The following is a 15,773-nucleotide window of genomic DNA, read 5'->3' as shown; positions in this document are numbered from 1 at the left end:
GCGCCTCGGCCTCCGCGCGGGCTCGCAAGTCATCGGTCCCGAGCACCTGCTGGCGTCGGCGGCCATCCCGTACCTGTTTCCCGCCGTGCCCATGGAGGTGGAGGGACGCACCGAGTATTTCGGCGATGGCTCGATGCGCCAGACCGCTCCGTTGTCGCCGGCCTTCAACCTGGGGGCCACGCGCATCCTGGCCATCGGGGTGGGCCAACCCGAGCGCGGCGCCCTGGGCGCGGCTGCTGCAGCGCCGGGGAGCTATCCGTCGCTGGCGCAGATCGCCACCCATGCCATGGCCAGTGTGTTTCACGACACGCTGGAGGCCGATGTCGAGCAGGCCGAGCGTGTCAATGCCGGCTTGAAGCGCTGGTCGCAACGGGGCGGCTCGGCCGCGCCCTGGCCTTACCGGGCGGTGCAGGTGTTGGCGATCCAGCCCTCGCGTTCGCTGGACGATTTGGCCTTGGCCCATGTGCGGGCTTTGCCCGAGCCGGTGTTCGGCCTGCTCAAGATGCTGGGCGGCACCCAGGCGGCCGGCGCTGCCCTGGCCAGCTATTTGCTGTTCGAGCCGCCCTTCGTGCATTCGCTCATCGAGCTGGGCCATGCCGATGCCTGGGCGCGGCGCGCGCAGCTCGAAGCCTTCTTCGACGCGCGCAGCGTATCGCGCCCCTGAGGTCATGAAGCGGTGCCATAATCGGCCCCGGTTCCATCACGGAGACTTCTTTGGACAGCCCCCAGCCTCGGTGGCCGTCCACTCCAACCCGGGCCCGCGCGTTGTAACGGCGTGGCCGGTGGTTGCCGCCGGCGGCGTTGGGGTGAGACGGTGACCGACCCTGACCCCTACGCAAACCCGAAACACGTGAGCGCCGCCAGATCGAGGCGGCGCCCTGGTTGGAGAGTTCATGCTCAACGTCTTTACGCTGGCCAACGGCCGGCTCGTCCAGCAGGAGATCGATCGCCCCGAGGCGCTGGCACAGGTGCAGCCGGTGTGGGTGGATCTCGAAGCGCCCACGCCCGAGGAGAAGGGCTGGATCGCCGGGCGCTTCGGTGTCAGCATCCCGCAGGACGTGGTGGACGAGGACCTGGAGGAATCGGCCCGCTTTTACGAGGAAGACAACGGCGAGCTGCACATCCGCTCGGACTTCCTGATCGACGAGGACGACACCTCGCGCAACGTGCGTGTGGCCTTCATCCTGCATCGCAACATCCTGTTCTCGATCCATGACCACGACCTGCCCGTGTTCCGTCTGCTGCGACTGCGCGCGCGGCGCATGCCCGGGCTGATCGAGGACGCCAAGGACGTGCTGCTCAAGCTCTACGATGCCGACGCCGAGTACTCGGCCGACTCGCTCGAGGGCATCTACGACTCGCTGGAGAAGGTCAGCGCCCTGGTGCTCAAGGAGGAGGTCAACGACACCGCCGCCGCCGAGGCCCTGGCTGCCATCGCCCGCGAGGAGGACCTGAACGGCCGCATCCGCCGCAACGTGATGGACACGCGCCGTGCGGTGAGCTTCCTGATGCGCTCGCGGCTGCTCAATGCCGAGCAGTTCGAGGAGGCGCGCCAGATCATGCGCGACATCGATTCGCTCGACTCGCACACCGCCTTCCTGTTCGACAAGATCAACTTCCTGATGGATGCCACGGTCGGCTTCATCAACATCAACCAGAACAAGATCATCCGTATCTTCTCGGTGGCCAGCGTGGCCCTGCTGCCGCCGACCTTGGTGGCCAGCATCTACGGCATGAACTTCGAGTACATGCCCGAGCTGCAATGGAAGTACGGCTATCCGTTCTCGCTGGCGCTCATGGCGATGACGGTGATCGCGCCGTTTTGGTACTTCCGCAAGAAGGGTTGGCTCAAGTAGCACCCCCGGACCGAGGCCCTGGTGCGCCGCGCTGGGGACCAGGCGCAGCGCAGCGTCCCCCCGTTCAGCCGTTGAGCAGACGTTGGGCCAGGGCGCGTGCGCTGAGCCAGGCGCGCTCGACGCCTTCGGCGCCCGTTGCGCCATGCCAGCCGTCGCCGCAAGCGCCGATGCGCAAGGCGGCGTCCCAGCCGCAGGGCTCGCTCAGGGGCGCAGGCACCTGGGCGTAGCGCCAGCGGTGGGCCACGGCATGCACCGGGCGGGCCAGGCGCACACCCAGCGCCTCGCTGAAAGCCTCCAGCAGGCGGCGCAGCACCTGCTCGGGCGGGGCGTCGAGGTTGTGGGCGCTCCAGTCGGGCGTGGCGTGCAGCACCCAGCGGCAGCCCACCCCCGCCACACGCTCGCGGCCCGGGCGGGTGTCGTCGCGGCGCGCCTCGCGCAAGGGGCCCGTGGCCGGCCGCAGGCGGTCGCTGCGCGCGGGCAGGGGCAGCGGCCAGGCGGCCATCACCGTCCAGGTGGGGTCGCTGCGCACCGGGCGCACGGCGTCGGCCAGGGCCGGGGCCGCGCCCAGCAGAGGCACGGCCTGCTCGGCGGGCACGGCCACCACGACGGCGTCGAAGACCTGCTCGGCCAGGCCGGGCACGGCCTGGTGGGCCCGCAGCTTCCAGAGGCCCTGTGAGTCGGGTTCGATCGCGGCGATCTCGGCTTCGAGCTGCACGGGCAGGCCTTGGGCCAGGGCGCGCGGCAAGGCGTTCATGCTGCCCATGCCGGTGTGGCGCGTATCGTCCACGCGCGCGAGCCAGCCGGCCTGTGTCCACTGTTCGACCTGTTGCGCGAAGTCGCTGCCGACAGCTGCAAAGTCGGCACCGCCATGGTCAAAGGGGCCGGCCGGGCTGCGCCGCGTGGACAGGCGCCCGCCAGGGCCGCGGCTCTTGTCGAAGAGCTGCACCTGCACACCGGCGGCGGCGAGTTCATGCGCGCAGGTCAGGCCGGCCAGGCCGGCGCCGATGAGGGCGACGCGGGAGATCGTCATGCGCGGGCCCTCCGCTTGAGCCAACGCATCAACAGGCCCACCACCGGCAGCTTTTCATAGAGCTCCTCGGCAGCATCCCAGTAGTCACGGTGCACGGCGATGCGGCCGTCGGGGGCGAACACCAGGTGGGAGGCGCCACGCACCACCTGGGGGGCGTCGCTGTAGCGACGCAAGCGAAAGAGGAAATCCCAGGTGAGGAAGCACTGGTCGCCCTGCGCAACGGCGGCCGTCACCACGAAGCGCGGCTCGCGCAGCGCCACGTCCATGTGGTGGAAGATGCGCTGCACCTCGGCCAGGCCCCGCACCTCGTTGAAGGGGTCCTTGAAGTGGCAGTTGTCCGTGTAGTAGCGGCCGAAGTGGGCCACCGACTCGGGGGTGAGGGCTTCGAAGAAGTCGATCACGCGCTGCACGCGTGGGTCATCGTGGGTCATCATGGGGCGGCAGTGTAGGGCCGGCGCCCGGCCCAGGCCTTCACAGGCCGGTGGCCCGGCGCACCGCGGCGAAATAGACGCTGTCGCGCAGGGAGCGCAAGGCCTTGAGCCACAGCGTGAAGCGGCGCGGGAAGTGGATCTCGAAGCGCCCGCGCGCCCAGCCGTCGAGCATGGCTTGGGCGGCTTGCTCGGGGGTGAGCAGCGCGGGCATGCGGAAGCGGTTCTGTGCCGTCAGCGGGGTCTCGACGAAGCCGGGGTTGATCACCGAGACGCCCACGCCCAGGGGTTCGAGATCGAGGTAGAGCGTCTCGGCCAGGTTGATCAATGCGGCCTTGGTCGGGCCATAGGCCAGCGAGTTGGGCAGGCCGCGGTAGCCGGCCACACTGGCCACCAGGCTCAGGTGGCCGCTGCGCTGGCGCTGCAGCACCGGCAGCACGGCATCGAGCAGGTAGAGCGCGCCCACATAGTTGACCTGCTGGTGGCGCAGGGCCTCGTCCAGGTCGAAGGCGGTGGCACGCATCGCGCGGTAGTGGCCGGCGCAATAGACCACCAGGTCCAGCCGGCCATGGCGCTCGGCCAGGTCCTGGGCTGCGGCGCGCAGGGCTTCGCGGTTCGTGGCGTCCAGGGCGATGAATTCACTGCCCGGGTGCTGGGCGGTGAAGGCCTCGAGCGCCTGCACGTTGCGCGCCGACACGATGACACGGGCGCCACGGGCGTGCAGGGCGGCCGCGGTGGCGCGGCCGATGCCGGTGGACGCGCCCACCAGCCAGGCGGTACGGCCTTGCCAGTCGGTGAGCTTGGGATTGAGGGCCATGGCGGACTTTCAGGGTTTCACGAAGGTGAGGGTGACTTCGCCCAGGCGGATGCCGAACTTGCTCATCACCGCCTTGTTGAGCATCACGCGCTCGTCCATCAGGTACATCCAGTCGTCGAACTGCACGTCGTAGGTGCGGCCATCGACCGGCAGGCGCAGCGTGTAGCGCCAGTGGAAGGCGTTGCCGCGCACCTGGCCGCTGGCCTCGCCCACCACGTCGTCGGCGCGGCCGGTGTAGCGGCCGTCGGCCTGGCGCGTGAGGCGCCACACGCGGCGCTCGGTGCGGCCGTCGCTGTAGGTGAAGGCCTCGTCGAGCACGCCCTGGTCGCCGTCCCAGCGGCCATCCATCACCACGGTGAAGCGGCGCACCACCTGGCCCGAGCGGTCCTGGAAGATGCCGTAGGCGGTGAGCCGGCCGTTGAAGTAGCGGCGCAGGTCCAGCTCCGGGCGCTCGCCGGCGTAGGCGTCGAGGGTCTGGCTCGCGCAACCGCTGAGCAGCGTTGCCGCGGCGGCGGCACCGCCCATCAGCACAAGGCGTCGTTTCATCGTTCCACTCCGGTGTCATGCCGCATCCACAAGCCATACAGCGCGCCGGCGGCGGCGAGCTTCAGCCCACAAGGCAGCAGGCAGTAGGCCAGCGTGAGGGCCGCCAGGCTGCCTGGATCACGCGCGCCGGGCTCATAGCCGGCCAGTTGCAGCAGCGGCAGGGCCGCTCCGGCGGCCAGGGCCAGGTTGAGCTTGGTTGCAAAATTCCACCAGCCGAAGTAGGCGCCTTCCGAGCGCCCCTGGTGGCCGGCGCGCTGGATCACACCTGCCAGCAGCGCCGGCGGCAGGGTCAGGTCGGCGCCCAGGGCGACGCCGCTGGCGGCGCACACGAGCGCGTAGGCGACCACGTCGCCGCTGCCCAGCGTCGCGGCCCACACGAAGGCCGCCACGGCCAGCAGCATGCCCGCCAGCCAACTGCGTGCCAGACCGAAGCGCGCCACCGCGCGCACCCACAGCGGCACGGCCAGCGCGGCCGCCGCAAAGTACAGCGCAAGAAAGAGGGGCTCGTAGGCGGCGGCCTGCAGGCGGTCGCGGATGAAGAAGAGCACCAGCATGGCCGGGATGGCGCTGGCAATGCCGTTGAGCAGGTAGATGAGCAGCAGCCGGCGGAAGCCGCCCACGCGCCAGGGGCGCACCTGGCTCGGGTCGCGCAGCACCGGCGCGCTGCGCGGCTGCGGCGCCCGGCCCAGCGCCCACAGGCCGGCGGCCAGCAGCACGGCAAAGACGGTGGCGGTGACGCCCATGCCGGCCACGCTGGGCAGCACGCTGGCCACCAGCACGCCCCCGAGCGCAAAGCCCTCGCGCCAGGCCACCACGCCCGCCCGCTGGCCGGCGCCTCCGCCCAGCATCGCGCCCCAGGCCTGGTGGGTCACGCTCAGGGCGCTATAGCTGAAATAGGTGACGAGCAGCAGGGCGGCGCACCAGGCCAGCAGCGGCGCGGTGCCCTGCACGGGAGGGAAGAAGAGGGCCGCGAAGCCGGCCGCCAGCACCCCACCCATGGCCAGCGCCACCACCCATGCCCGGCGGGCCGAGCGGTGGAACAGCCCGTCCACGACACGGCCGATCCAGGGGTCGACCAGGGCGTCGGCCAGGCGGGCGCCCAGCAGCACCGCGCCCAGCAGCGCCAGCGGCACGCCGAACTCGGCGGCATAGTGGGCCGGCAGCACCACGTACAAGGGCAGGGCCACGAAGGCCAGTGGCAGGCCCAGGGCGCCGTAGGACAGGCCCTGGAGCGGATGGCCCGTCCAGGCCCCTGCCGCGGGCTCGTTGTGCCGGGACGAGGGCGTGGCGCCGGAAAGACGGGGCATGGCCGTGCGCAAGCTCATGGGGCGCCCTCGCGGCCCGAGCGGCCGAGCAGTTGCTCCCGCAAGCGCGGCTCCGAGGTGCGCGGCGACAACCAGATGCCGAAGAACAGGCGTGCGAACTCGGGGTCGTCGATCTCGGCGGTGCGCTGGCCATTGAAGTAGAAGCGGGCACCCCGGCCGGGCAGGTGCAGCCCCACCAGCCGGTCGCCGTCACCCACGTCCGGAAAGGCACGCTTCATTGCCTCCAGCCAGGCGCCGGCCTGGGCTTCGGAGAAGGCCCCCACACGGCGCATCTCGGTGATCGAGCGCTCAGCGATAGCCGCTCCATTCAGCCGGCGCAGGTAGTGCAGCGCCAGGGCCAGCGGGGCGTCCTCGTAGCGCTGTGCATCGGCCTGGGAGGGCACCCACAGGCGGGCGTCGTAGACACGCAGGCCGAGGAAGGTCATGCGCGCCTGCCCTTGCAGTCTGACCTCGGGCCACACCCGCTGCACCTCGGGCGGCGGTGCGGGCACGCCGGCTCGTGCCGCCACCCAGGCGAGGCCACCGAGTGCGAGCACGGCCCTTCGCTTCATGGCTTGCGCAACGTGAACTGGATGACGTCGGTGTTGCCCATCGCAAACGCGGCTTCGCAGTAGGCGAGGTAGAACTCCCAGATGCGCATGAAGCGGGTGTCGAAGCCCAGTTTGCGCACGCGGGTGTCCTCGGCCAGGAAGCGTTCGCGCCAGCGGCGCAGCGTCTCGGCATAGTCGGCGCCGAAGGCCAGCTCGTTGACCACCTCCAGGCCGGCTTTGTTCGCATGCGCGCGGAACTCGCGGGGGCTGGGCAGCAGTCCACCGGGGAAGATGTACTGCTGGATGAAGTCGGTGCCGCGCACGTAGCGCTCGAACAGGTCGTCGCGGATGGTGATGCTCTGGATGCACGCACGACCGCCCGGCTTGAGCTGGCGGGCCAGGGTGGCGAAGTAGTCGTCCCAGTACTCGCGGCCCACGGCCTCGAACATCTCGATCGAGCAGATCGCGTCGAAGGGGCCGTCGTCGATGTCGCGGTAGTCCTGCAGGCGCAGGTCGGCCTGGTGCGAGCGATCCAGTGCGGCCAGACGGTCCTGGGCGTAACGGAGCTGTTCGGTCGAGAGCGTGACGCCAGTGACGTGGACGTCGAACTCGGTGGTGGCCACCTCGGCCAGCCCGCCCCAGCCGCAGCCGATTTCCAGCAGGCGGTCGCCCGGGCGCAGGCCGCACTCGCGCAACGCGCGGCGCACCTTGGCCTCCTGGGCCTCGGTCAGCGGGCGGTCGTAGCGCCCCTCGAACCAGGCGCTGGAGTAGGTCATGCTCGGGTCGAGCCACAGGCGGTAGAACTCGTTGCCCAGGTCGTAGTGGGCGTGGATGTTCCTGCGGCTGCCTTCGCGCGAGTTGCGGTTGAGCCGGTGGCGCAAGCGGTACAGCAGCCGGCCCCACCAGGTGCCGTACACGACGGATTCGATGTCCTCGCGGTTGGCGATGAACAGCCGGATCAGGGCCGGCAGGTCGGGCGTGGTCCAGTCGCCGGCGATATAGCTCTCGGCAAAGCCGATGTCGCCGGACTTCAGCGCCAGCGCGCAGACATTCCAGTTGTGCAGCCTCAGGGCCGCGCGCGGGCCTTCGGGCGTGCCGAAGTGGGCCGTGCTGCCGTCGGGCAGTTGCACGTCCAGGCTGCCGTGGCGCAGGTGCGAGAGCATGCGCAGCACCGTGCGGGCAGCTGCCGGGGCCGAAGACGGCAGTTGCCGCAGGCCTTGTGCGAGGGCGGAGGTCGTCGTCGTGTGGTTCATCGCGTCACCAGGGATTCGGGCGGTTCGGGCTTGGAGAAGAAAGGCACCCGCTTGATCCAGAGCTTCAGGGCCTGCCAGTGGATGCGCGCGATGACGCCCACGCTCATCAGCGGGTGGCCGAAGAAGGCGCGGCGCAGGCTGGTGCGCGTGAGCGGCTCCAGCACCCCGCTGACGCTGGTCAGCAGCAGCGGGCCTTGCGCATCGTCGTGGTCGATACGCGCCACGGTGCGTGCCGGATGCACGCCATCGGCCGGCGTGCGCAGGAAGCGGAAGCGGTAGCGCCCTTCCACCTTGCAAAAGGGCGAGACGTGGAAGACCTTGCGGGCCTGCAGCTCGCGGCCCCAGCCGAGCCCAGGCCCCGCCAGCAGGTAGCAGTGGCGTTCGCCGAAAGTGTTGTTCACCTCGGCCACGATGGCCGCCAGCGAGCCGTCGCGGCGGTGGCAGTACCAGAAGCTCACTGGCTTGAACACATAGCCCAGTACGCGCGGATAGGTGTGCAACCACACCTCGCCGTCGATGTCGGTGAGGCCTTCACCGGCCAACAAGTCCTCGAGCCAGCCCAGCGCATCGCCACGGCCGTCGCCATGGTCGGCGTCGTGGAAGCTGATCAGGCCGAAGCGGTTGCGCGGCAGCACCGGGTCGGGCTCACGGGCCAGGCTGCGCATGGGCAGCAGCAGAAAGTAGGTGGGGTAGGCGAACGCGTTGCGTGCGGGGCGCAAGCGCGTGTGCCGCACCTGGCCGAAGCCGATGAGTGCACGCGCCGGGTGGCGGTTCATGCGGCCACCCTCACGGCATCATGCTGCCCGCGCTCGAGCAGGCTGCGCGCCACCGCCAGGCCGGACTTCAGCCCGTCCTCATGGAAGCCATAGCCTGCCCAGGCGCCGCAGTACCACACCCGGCCCAGGCCCTGGATCTCGCTCAGGCGGCGCTGCGCGGCCACCGCCGACAGGTCGAACACCGGATGGGCGTATTCATAGCGGCCCAGCACGGTCTCGGGCCGCGGCGCGCGCACCGGATTGAGCGAGACGATCACCTCGTCGCGGAAGGGCAGCGGCTGGAGCCGGTTCAGCCAGTAATGCAGGCACACCGCACCGGCTTCGCGGCCGGTGTCATGCGCGCGCTCGTAATTCCAGGCCGCCCAGGCCTTGCGGCGCCGCGGCATCAGCGTGGTGTCGGTGTGCAGCACGGCCACGTTGGGGTGGTAGCCGATGGCGCCCAGCAGCTCGCGCTCCTGGGGCAGCGGGTCGGCAATCAGGGCCAGGGCCTGGTCGGCGTGGCAGGCCAGCACGACCTCGTCGAAGCGTTCGCTGCCGCGCTCGGTGCTCACGACCACGCCGCCCTCGCCGTGACTGGACGGCACGCGGCGCACTTGGCGCACGGGCGTGTTCAGCCGGGCATCGGCCAGGCCTGCGAGGATCTTGGCGACGTAGTGCTTGGCGCCGCCGCGCACGGTGTACCACTGCGGCCGGTCGGTGATCTGGAGGAGTCCGTGGTTGTGGCAGAAGCGGATCATCTTGCCGATCGGAAAGCGCAGCATCTGCCCGGCCGGGCAGGACCAGATGCACGCCACCATGGGCAGGAAGTACCACTCGCGGAACTCGGGGCCGAAGCCGTGGCGGTCGAGGAAGGCGCCGATGGGTTCGGCCAGGGCGGCGTCTGCACCCTGGCGCGCCAGCTCGGTGGTCACGCGGTTGAAGCGCAGCAGGTCGCGCAGCATGCGCCAGAAGGCCGCTCGCCACAGGTTGCGGCGTTGCGCAAAGACCGTGTCGAGGTTGCTGCCGCTCCATTCGAGGTCGAGCGCGGGCAGTTGCACCGAGAACGACATGTCCGAGGCGGCCGTGTCCACCTGCAACTCGGCAAAGAGCTTGACCAGCTCCGGGTAGGTGCGGTGGTTGAAGACCAGGAAGCCCGTGTCCACACCATGAGTCACCGGCCGGCCGGACCGATCGGGCAGGGTCACGTCCACCGTGTGGGTGTGGCCGCCAAAGTAGTCGCCGGCCTCGAAAAGCGTGACCTGGGCATGGGGGGCCAGCCGGTGGGCCGCGGCCAGGCCTGCGATGCCCGAGCCGACGATGGCGATGCGTCGCATGGCCATCCCTCAGCAAGCCCGGGCCCGCCGCCCGGCGGCGAGGCTGGAAGACAAAGGTGCTGCGAAGCGCCCCGAGACGAAGGAGGGAGGGAGGGAGGAGGAGGAGAGACGCCTCGGGATTGCAACCGGCACCGCCGGCCGTCTTCGCAGCACAAAAACCGGATTTGCGGGCGAGCGGGTCGACCGCTGCCGACGCGCATGCCCGTGTTGCATCAGAGACGCTGCCGCACGGGAAGTTCCCCCGCGGCAGGCCAGGCCGTCGATCAGGGGGGGGGAGAGGGGCGACAGGGTCATGGTTGTACTTTGCGGTTCTGAATATAACTGTGTAGTATCATTTTGCATCGAATGGTTCATTTGTCCAGCAGAATTTGAGGGGCTTCGGGTTTGTCCAGGGGGGAGCGCCTGGACTGCCCGGGGCTGTTGGCTTGAAATGGGACATGCCGGGATGCGAATGCCGGCCCGGAGATGAAGTGTCATGGACAAGATGCAGACCTTGTCGCCCACCCCCGGGTTGGACGCCGCCGAAGAGGCCCCCGGCCGCGGCGGCGGCGCGATGTCGTCGATTGCCGCGGTCGAGCGGGACACCGGCCTGAGCAAGGACGTCCTGCGCATCTGGGAGCGGCGCTACGGCTTTCCCCGGCCGCTGCGGGATGCGGCGGGCGAGCGGGTCTACCCGCCTGAGCAGGTGCACAAGCTGCGCCTGCTGCAGCGCCTGATCGGGGCTGGTCATCGTCCCGGCCGGCTGATGACCCGTCCGGTGGAGGAGCTGCAGGCCCTGATCGACCGCAGCCGCGTGCAGTCGGTCCCGGCTACGGACCCCGAAATCGCTCGCTGGCTGGACCGGCTGGGCGGGCTCGAGGTGGCCACGCTGCGGCGCGAGCTGTCCCAGGCCCAGTTGCGCGAGGGCCTGGCCCGCTTCGTCACCGGCAAGGCCCTGCCGTTTGCGCTGGCGGTCGGGCAGGCCTGGATGCGCGGCCAGCTCCAGGTCTACCAGGAGCATGTGTTCTCCGAGGTCATGCAGGGCGTGTTGCGTCAGGCCATCGCCAGCGTGCCGGTGCCGGCCGCCGGGGCCCGGCCGCGCGTGCTGCTGAGCACCTTCCCCGGCGAGGCCCATGGTCTGGGCCTGCTGATGGCCGAGGCCCTGCTGGCGCTGGAGGGCTGCGATTGCCTCTCGCTGGGCGTGCAGACCCCGCTGGACGACCTGGCGCAGGCCGCGCGGGCGCACCGCTCGGACATCCTGGCCCTGAGCTTCGCGTCGGCGCCAGCGCGACGCTCGGTGCTCGAGGGCCTGACGGTGTTGCGCGCGGCCCTGCCCGAACCGGTGCAGCTCTGGGTCGGCGGGATGCACCGTTGGCTGAGCCAGCACCCCCGGTCCGGCATCATGCCGCTGGCCAGCCTGTCCGACCTGGGGCCGGCCGTGGCCGCCTGGCGCGCCTCGGCCGCCGCCGGCTGAGGAGCCGGGCATGCCGGGATGGCGCGGTCACAAGCAGGCCCTGCCCCACAAGCCCTGCGCCCACTGCGGCCGGCCGATGAGCTGGCGCCGGCGCTGGGCCCGGGTGTGGGACGAGGTGCGCTACTGCAGCCAGCGCTGTCGCCGCGAGGCGCGGCGTGCACCGCCGCGATGACCGGGCGCGTCCTGCTCATCTTGGGCGACCAGTTGGCGCCCGAGCACCCGGCCCTGGCGGCGCTCGACGCGGCGCGCGACCGGGTGCTGATGATCGAGACCGCCGGCGAGGCCACCGCCGTCTGGAGCCACCAGGCCCGCATCGCGCTCTTCCTGGCGGCCATGCGCCATCACCGCGACGCCTTGCGCGAGCGGGGCTGGACGGTGGACTACCTCGACCTGGAAAGCGAAGCGCCCGAGGCGCCGGCGGGTTTGGAGCACCGCCTGGCCCAGACCCTGCGCCGCCTGCAGCCCAGCGAGCTGTGGGTGATGGAGCCGGGCGAGTGGCGCATCGAGCGGCTGATCGAGGCCACCGCGGCACAGGCGAGCGTGCCGCTGCGCTGGTGGGCCGACCCGCATTTCCTGTGCTCGCGCGAGCGTTTCGCCCGCTGGGCCCAGGGGCGCAAGTCCCTGCGCATGGAGCATTTCTACCGCGAGATGCGTCGCGCGCACCGGGTGCTGCTGGACGCCCAGGGCGGGCCCGAAGGCGGCGCCTGGAACTTCGACGCCGACAACCGCCAGCCCTACCCGAAGGGCGGCCCCGGGGCCATCCCGCCGCCCGCCCGGTTCCTGCCCGATGCGATCACGCAGGAGGTGCTGGCGCTCGTGGCGCGCCGCTTCGCCGACCACCCCGGCTCGCTCACCCACTTCGCCTGGCCGGTCACGCCCGACCAGGCGCGTACGGCGCTGCGGCGCTTCATCGAGCACCGCCTGGTGGGCTTCGGGCCCTACCAGGACGCGATGTGGACCGACACGCCCTGGGGCTGGCATTCGCTGCTCTCGTCCAGCCTGAACCTGCACCTGCTGGACCCGCGCGAGGTGATCGCCGCGGCCGAAGCGGCCTACCGCGAGGGGCGCGCGCCGCTGGCGGGCGTGGAAGGCTTCATCCGCCAGATCCTCGGCTGGCGCGAATTCATCCGCGGCGTGTACTGGCTGGACATGCCGGGCCTGCGCCAGGCCAACCACTACGGCCACCACCGGCCGCTGCCGGCCTGGTACTGGACCGGCAACACACGCATGGCCTGCCTGCGCGAGGCCCTGACGCAGACCTTGGCCCATGGTTACGCCCACCACATCCAGCGCCTCATGGTGACGGGCCTGTTCGGCATCCTGGCCCAGATCGAGCCGGCCCAGGTGAGCGACTGGTACCGGGCGGTCTACATCGATGCGGTGGAATGGGTCGAGACGCCCAACACCCTCGGAATGGCCTTGCACGCCAACGGCGGGCGCTTCACGAGCAAACCGTATGTGGCCTCCGGGGCCTACATCGACCGGCAGAGCAATCTTTGCAAAACGTGCGAATATCGCCCCAAAGAGAAAACCGGGCCCCGGGCCTGCCCTTTCACCATCTTGTATTGGCACTTCCTGGACAATCACCGGTTGGCGTTGCGCGCCAATCCCCGCACCCGGCCCATGACGATGCACCTGGACCGTTGGAGCGAGGCCGAGCGCCAGGCCCTGCGCGAGACGGCGCAGGATCTGCTGCAAAACCTCGACCGCCTCTAGGGCTTGCGTCCGCCGGTCCGGGCGGTGCGTAGAACGCTCCGAGCCAGCCTCTCATTGCACTTTTGTCGCCACAGGAACCGACATGCTGTACCCCGAGCTTTTCAAGCAACTCGAAGCCGTGCGCTGGAACATGGAGCGGGACATCCCCTGGGACCAGTTCGATGCGTCCAAGCTCAGCGATGAGCAGGCCCAGACCATCAAGATGAACGCCATCACCGAGTGGGCGGCGCTGCCGGCCACCGAGATGTTCCTGCGCGACAACCGTGATGACAGCGACTTCTCGGCCTTCATGAGCGTGTGGTTCTTCGAGGAGCAGAAGCACTCGCTGGTGCTGATGGAGTACCTGCGCCGCTTCCGCCCCGACCTCGTGCCCACCGAAGAAGAGCTGCACGAGGTGCGCTTCGAGTTCGACCCGGCGCCCGCGCTGGAAACCCTGATGCTGCACTTTTGCGGCGAGATCCGGCTGAACCACTGGTACCGCCGCGCCGCCCAATGGCACACCGAGCCGGTCATCAAGGCCATCTATGAAACGCTGGCGCGCGACGAGGCCCGCCACGGCGGCGCCTACCTGCGCTACATGAAGCGCGCCATCGCCCGCTTCGGCGACGAGGCCAAGGCGGCCTTTGCCAAGGTGGGGGTGCTGATGGCCAGTGCGCGCCGCACGGCCCAGGCCCTGCACCCCACGAACCTGCACGTCAACGCCAAGCTCTTCCCGCGCGACACCGTGCAAAGCCGCCTGCCCAATCCCGAGTGGCTGGAGCGCTGGCTCGATCAGCAGATCAAATTCGACGCCGTGTGGGAGAGCAAGGTCGTCGAGCGCATCCTGCACAACATGAGCCTGCTGATGGAGCGCAGCTTCAAGAGCGTGCAGGAGCTCAACCGCTTCCGCAAGGAGCTCGCCGCCCAGCTCGCCGCGGCAGGCCGTCCCGAGGGCGGCGCGCCCCAGCCGGCGTGATCCGCCGGCGCCCCGAACGGCGACCCCTCACGGTCTGGGTGGTTGCCACGCCACAGCCGGCCCGCAGGCCGGCTTTTTCGTAGCATCGCGGCCTTCACGATGGGAATGTCGCCATGTCCTGGACCTTGCTTTTCATCGCCGGCCTGTTCGAGGTTGCCTGGGCCATCGGCCTGAAATACACCGACGGCTTCAGCCGCTTCTGGCCCTCGGCGCTCACCGTGACCGCCATGGTCGCTAGCATCGTGCTGCTGGGGCTGGCCATGCGTGAGCTGCCGGTGGGCACGGCCTATGCCGTGTGGACGGGCATCGGCGCCGTGGGCACTGTCATTCTGGGCATCGTGCTCTTCGGCGACAGCGCCTCGCTGCTGCGCCTGGTGTGTGTGGGTCTGATCATCGCCGGCATCCTGGGGCTCAAGCTGGCGGGCTGAGCCCTCAGGACGGCGTTGCCGAGCGCCGCTCCTGGTCGGCCTTGCGGTCGGCCGTGACCTTCTGGGCGCTGGGCCGCTCGCCCACCCGCTTCACATAGGCCTTCCAGTCGATGCCGTGCGCGGCCACGAGGTCTTCGCCCAGCACGAGCTTGCTGGCCAGCGCGACCAAGGGCAGGTGCACATAGGCCGCGCAGTCGGCCTGGGTGAAGTGCTCGCCGGCCACGTAGGGCGAGAACTTCGCAAGCTGCTTGAAGCCGGCCAGGTGCTTGTTCAGCAGGCCGCGCACCCGCTCGCGGTTTTTCTCGCTCGTGGTGCCGCCGAAGAAGGCCTGGCCGTAGAGTTCGCGCGCCACCAGTTCCAGGTGCAGGTCGAGGAAGATCGTCAGCTCGCGCACCTTGGCGCGCTGCCAGGGGTCGGCCGGCAGCAGCGGCGGCGTGGGCCAGCGCGTCTCGATGTAGTCCATCAGGGCTTCGCTCTCGCACAGCACGCCGTGCTCGGTGCGGGCGAAGGGCACTTTGCCCAGCGGCGAGCCGGCCGAGCGCGCGCGCTCGCCGGTGGCCACCTCCTCTTCGGTGAAAGGCACGCCCTTTTCCAGCAGGGCCAGCTTGACCTTGTTGTAGTAGTTGGACAGGGGAAAGCCGCACAGCACGAACATCGGAGTTCTCCTCGAAGCAGTGGAAGCCGCCAGTGCAAACCGGGCGGGCGCGGCGCGCTATCGCCTTGGCGACACGATGCCCGTCCCGTGAAGCACGAGCCGCACGACGACGGCGCACAGGGCCCCGGCGGCCGCCCCGGCGGCATGGGCCCCCACGGCCACCGGGAAGGGCCAGTCGGGCGAGACCTGGACGGCGCCTTGCCAGGGGGCCTCCAGCACGAGCTTGGCCGTCAGGCCCAGCGCCAAGGCTGCTCCCAGGCCCCGCCAGCCGCCGCCGGGGCGATCGAGCAGCATCACGGCCGCCACCGCGACGCCGGCGTGCAGCACGCCCGACAGGCCCAGGTAGCGGTCGGGCTGGGCGGCCAGCCACAGCAGGGCATGGGTGAGCGGCCAGGCGGCAAGCCAGGCGAGCGTGGCCGAGACGCTCAGCCGGGCCTGCCAACCCAGCAGGCCCAGCAAGACGCAGCCGGCCAGGTTGGCGCCGAGGTGGGCGGCTCCCAGGTGGACGAAGGCGGCGCTCCAGCAGCGCCAGACCTGGCCGGGGGCGCTGCGCAGCCAGGCGAGGCTCTCGTGGGCCGGGGCTCCGGCCCAGCCGGCCGCGGCGGCCAGCACGGAGCCCAGGGCCGCCACGGCCGCCAACGCAGCCCAGGCAGCCCCGGGCTCGCTCAGCCGCCGAAGACCTCGCGCCACAG

The 15,773-nt window shown here is 70.4% G+C and carries 17 protein-coding genes and 1 pseudogene; 7 read left to right on the top strand and 11 right to left on the bottom strand.

Annotated elements, in window-relative coordinates; all coding sequences use genetic code 11:
- Together ACK42S_RS08670 and corA are read left to right on the top strand one after the other, a co-directional pair.
- A pseudogene (locus tag ACK42S_RS08670) lies at nt 1-664 on the top strand (patatin); the annotation flags it as partial.
- A gap of 229 nt (nt 665-893) precedes the next feature.
- On the top strand, nt 894-1,856 hold the full coding sequence (gene corA / locus ACK42S_RS08665; protein WP_409705725.1) for a magnesium/cobalt transporter CorA: 963 nt from the start codon (nt 894-896) through the stop codon (nt 1,854-1,856).
- Nucleotides 1,857-1,920: 64 nt separating this feature from the next.
- On the opposite strand, the gene ACK42S_RS08660 is transcribed toward corA, so the two are convergent.
- Genes ACK42S_RS08660 through ACK42S_RS08620 form a run of 9 tightly spaced genes read right to left on the bottom strand, consistent with a single transcriptional unit; the run spans nt 1,921 to nt 9,874 of the window.
- The gene (locus ACK42S_RS08660; protein WP_409705722.1) at nt 1,921-2,886 is read right to left on the bottom strand and encodes an NAD(P)/FAD-dependent oxidoreductase; all 966 of its coding nucleotides are present in this window, start codon (nt 2,884-2,886) and stop codon (nt 1,921-1,923) included.
- Nucleotides 2,883-3,320, bottom strand: coding sequence for a nuclear transport factor 2 family protein (locus ACK42S_RS08655; protein ID WP_409705719.1), 438 nt, complete (start codon nt 3,318-3,320; stop codon nt 2,883-2,885). The genes ACK42S_RS08660 and ACK42S_RS08655 overlap by 4 nt, the downstream gene beginning before the upstream one ends.
- A 37-nt stretch (nt 3,321-3,357) precedes the next feature.
- Nucleotides 3,358-4,131: an SDR family NAD(P)-dependent oxidoreductase gene (locus ACK42S_RS08650; RefSeq protein WP_409705716.1), complete on the bottom strand. Its 774-nt coding sequence runs from the start codon at nt 4,129-4,131 to the stop codon at nt 3,358-3,360.
- A gap of 9 nt (nt 4,132-4,140) precedes the next feature.
- A complete protein-coding gene (locus ACK42S_RS08645; RefSeq protein WP_409705713.1) occupies nt 4,141-4,677 on the bottom strand; it encodes a DUF3833 domain-containing protein in 537 nt (178 codons plus the stop codon).
- A complete protein-coding gene (locus ACK42S_RS08640; protein ID WP_409705710.1) occupies nt 4,674-6,002 on the bottom strand; it encodes an MFS transporter in 1,329 nt (442 codons plus the stop codon). The genes ACK42S_RS08645 and ACK42S_RS08640 overlap by 4 nt, the downstream gene beginning before the upstream one ends.
- On the bottom strand, nt 5,999-6,553 hold the full coding sequence (locus tag ACK42S_RS08635) for a chalcone isomerase family protein (RefSeq protein WP_409705707.1): 555 nt from the start codon (nt 6,551-6,553) through the stop codon (nt 5,999-6,001). The genes ACK42S_RS08640 and ACK42S_RS08635 overlap by 4 nt, the downstream gene beginning before the upstream one ends.
- On the bottom strand, nt 6,550-7,785 hold the full coding sequence (locus ACK42S_RS08630) for a class I SAM-dependent methyltransferase (protein ID WP_409705704.1): 1,236 nt from the start codon (nt 7,783-7,785) through the stop codon (nt 6,550-6,552). The genes ACK42S_RS08635 and ACK42S_RS08630 overlap by 4 nt, the downstream gene beginning before the upstream one ends.
- Nucleotides 7,782-8,561 carry a DUF1365 domain-containing protein gene (locus ACK42S_RS08625; protein ID WP_409705701.1) on the bottom strand — a complete coding sequence of 260 codons (780 nt, stop codon included), beginning with the start codon at nt 8,559-8,561 and terminating at the stop codon, nt 7,782-7,784. The genes ACK42S_RS08630 and ACK42S_RS08625 overlap by 4 nt, the downstream gene beginning before the upstream one ends.
- The gene (locus ACK42S_RS08620; protein WP_409705698.1) at nt 8,558-9,874 is read right to left on the bottom strand and encodes an NAD(P)/FAD-dependent oxidoreductase; all 1,317 of its coding nucleotides are present in this window, start codon (nt 9,872-9,874) and stop codon (nt 8,558-8,560) included. The genes ACK42S_RS08625 and ACK42S_RS08620 overlap by 4 nt, the downstream gene beginning before the upstream one ends.
- 475 nt (nt 9,875-10,349) lie before the next feature.
- On the opposite strand from ACK42S_RS08620, the gene ACK42S_RS08615 reads away from it, so the two are divergent.
- The 5 genes from ACK42S_RS08615 (at nt 10,350) to sugE (ending at nt 14,426) form a co-directional block, all read left to right on the top strand.
- Nucleotides 10,350-11,327, top strand: coding sequence for a MerR family transcriptional regulator (locus tag ACK42S_RS08615; protein ID WP_409705695.1), 978 nt, complete (start codon nt 10,350-10,352; stop codon nt 11,325-11,327).
- A gap of 10 nt (nt 11,328-11,337) precedes the next feature.
- Complete coding sequence (locus ACK42S_RS08610) at nt 11,338-11,499, top strand: DUF2256 domain-containing protein (RefSeq protein ID WP_409705692.1); 162 nt, start codon at nt 11,338-11,340, stop codon at nt 11,497-11,499.
- The gene (locus ACK42S_RS08605) at nt 11,496-13,043 is read left to right on the top strand and encodes a cryptochrome/photolyase family protein (protein ID WP_409705689.1); all 1,548 of its coding nucleotides are present in this window, start codon (nt 11,496-11,498) and stop codon (nt 13,041-13,043) included. The genes ACK42S_RS08610 and ACK42S_RS08605 overlap by 4 nt, the downstream gene beginning before the upstream one ends.
- A gap of 82 nt (nt 13,044-13,125) precedes the next feature.
- Nucleotides 13,126-13,998: a ferritin-like domain-containing protein gene (locus ACK42S_RS08600; RefSeq protein ID WP_409705686.1), complete on the top strand. Its 873-nt coding sequence runs from the start codon at nt 13,126-13,128 to the stop codon at nt 13,996-13,998.
- A gap of 113 nt (nt 13,999-14,111) precedes the next feature.
- Entirely contained in the window at nt 14,112-14,426 is a 315-nt protein-coding gene (gene sugE / locus ACK42S_RS08595) for a quaternary ammonium compound efflux SMR transporter SugE (protein ID WP_409705683.1), read from the top strand.
- Between the two features lie 4 nt (nt 14,427-14,430).
- On the opposite strand, the gene ACK42S_RS08590 is transcribed toward sugE, so the two are convergent.
- Both ACK42S_RS08590 and rrtA read right to left on the bottom strand, forming a co-directional pair.
- Complete coding sequence (locus ACK42S_RS08590; RefSeq protein ID WP_409705680.1) at nt 14,431-15,081, bottom strand: glutathione S-transferase family protein; 651 nt, start codon at nt 15,079-15,081, stop codon at nt 14,431-14,433.
- A 57-nt stretch (nt 15,082-15,138) separates the two neighbouring features.
- The coding region (gene rrtA, locus ACK42S_RS08585; protein WP_409705677.1) for a rhombosortase at nt 15,139-15,773 on the bottom strand (635 nt) is incomplete at its 5' end.

Source organism: Caldimonas sp., assembly GCF_046289365.1.
Classification (GTDB): Bacteria; Pseudomonadota; Gammaproteobacteria; order Burkholderiales; family Burkholderiaceae_C; genus Caldimonas.
This window is presented reverse-complemented; position numbering and strand designations above follow the sequence as displayed.

Excerpts from the sequence above, each read along its gene's own strand:
- corA (WP_409705725.1), top strand. The coding sequence starts at position 894 with ATGCTCAACGTCTTTACGCTGGCCAACGGCCGGCTCGTCCAGCAGGAG.
- ACK42S_RS08660 (WP_409705722.1), bottom strand. The coding sequence starts at position 2,886 with ATGACGATCTCCCGCGTCGCCCTCATCGGCGCCGGCCTGGCCGGCCTG.
- ACK42S_RS08655 (WP_409705719.1), bottom strand. The coding sequence starts at position 3,320 with ATGATGACCCACGATGACCCACGCGTGCAGCGCGTGATCGACTTCTTC.
- ACK42S_RS08650 (WP_409705716.1), bottom strand. The coding sequence starts at position 4,131 with ATGGCCCTCAATCCCAAGCTCACCGACTGGCAAGGCCGTACCGCCTGG.
- ACK42S_RS08645 (WP_409705713.1), bottom strand. The coding sequence starts at position 4,677 with ATGAAACGACGCCTTGTGCTGATGGGCGGTGCCGCCGCCGCGGCAACG.
- ACK42S_RS08640 (WP_409705710.1), bottom strand. The coding sequence starts at position 6,002 with ATGAGCTTGCGCACGGCCATGCCCCGTCTTTCCGGCGCCACGCCCTCG.
- ACK42S_RS08635 (WP_409705707.1), bottom strand. The coding sequence starts at position 6,553 with ATGAAGCGAAGGGCCGTGCTCGCACTCGGTGGCCTCGCCTGGGTGGCG.
- ACK42S_RS08630 (WP_409705704.1), bottom strand. The coding sequence starts at position 7,785 with ATGAACCACACGACGACGACCTCCGCCCTCGCACAAGGCCTGCGGCAA.
- ACK42S_RS08625 (WP_409705701.1), bottom strand. The coding sequence starts at position 8,561 with ATGAACCGCCACCCGGCGCGTGCACTCATCGGCTTCGGCCAGGTGCGG.
- ACK42S_RS08620 (WP_409705698.1), bottom strand. The coding sequence starts at position 9,874 with ATGCGACGCATCGCCATCGTCGGCTCGGGCATCGCAGGCCTGGCCGCG.
- ACK42S_RS08615 (WP_409705695.1), top strand. The coding sequence starts at position 10,350 with ATGGACAAGATGCAGACCTTGTCGCCCACCCCCGGGTTGGACGCCGCC.
- ACK42S_RS08610 (WP_409705692.1), top strand. The coding sequence starts at position 11,338 with ATGCCGGGATGGCGCGGTCACAAGCAGGCCCTGCCCCACAAGCCCTGC.
- ACK42S_RS08605 (WP_409705689.1), top strand. The coding sequence starts at position 11,496 with ATGACCGGGCGCGTCCTGCTCATCTTGGGCGACCAGTTGGCGCCCGAG.
- ACK42S_RS08600 (WP_409705686.1), top strand. The coding sequence starts at position 13,126 with ATGCTGTACCCCGAGCTTTTCAAGCAACTCGAAGCCGTGCGCTGGAAC.
- sugE (WP_409705683.1), top strand. The coding sequence starts at position 14,112 with ATGTCCTGGACCTTGCTTTTCATCGCCGGCCTGTTCGAGGTTGCCTGG.
- ACK42S_RS08590 (WP_409705680.1), bottom strand. The coding sequence starts at position 15,081 with ATGTTCGTGCTGTGCGGCTTTCCCCTGTCCAACTACTACAACAAGGTC.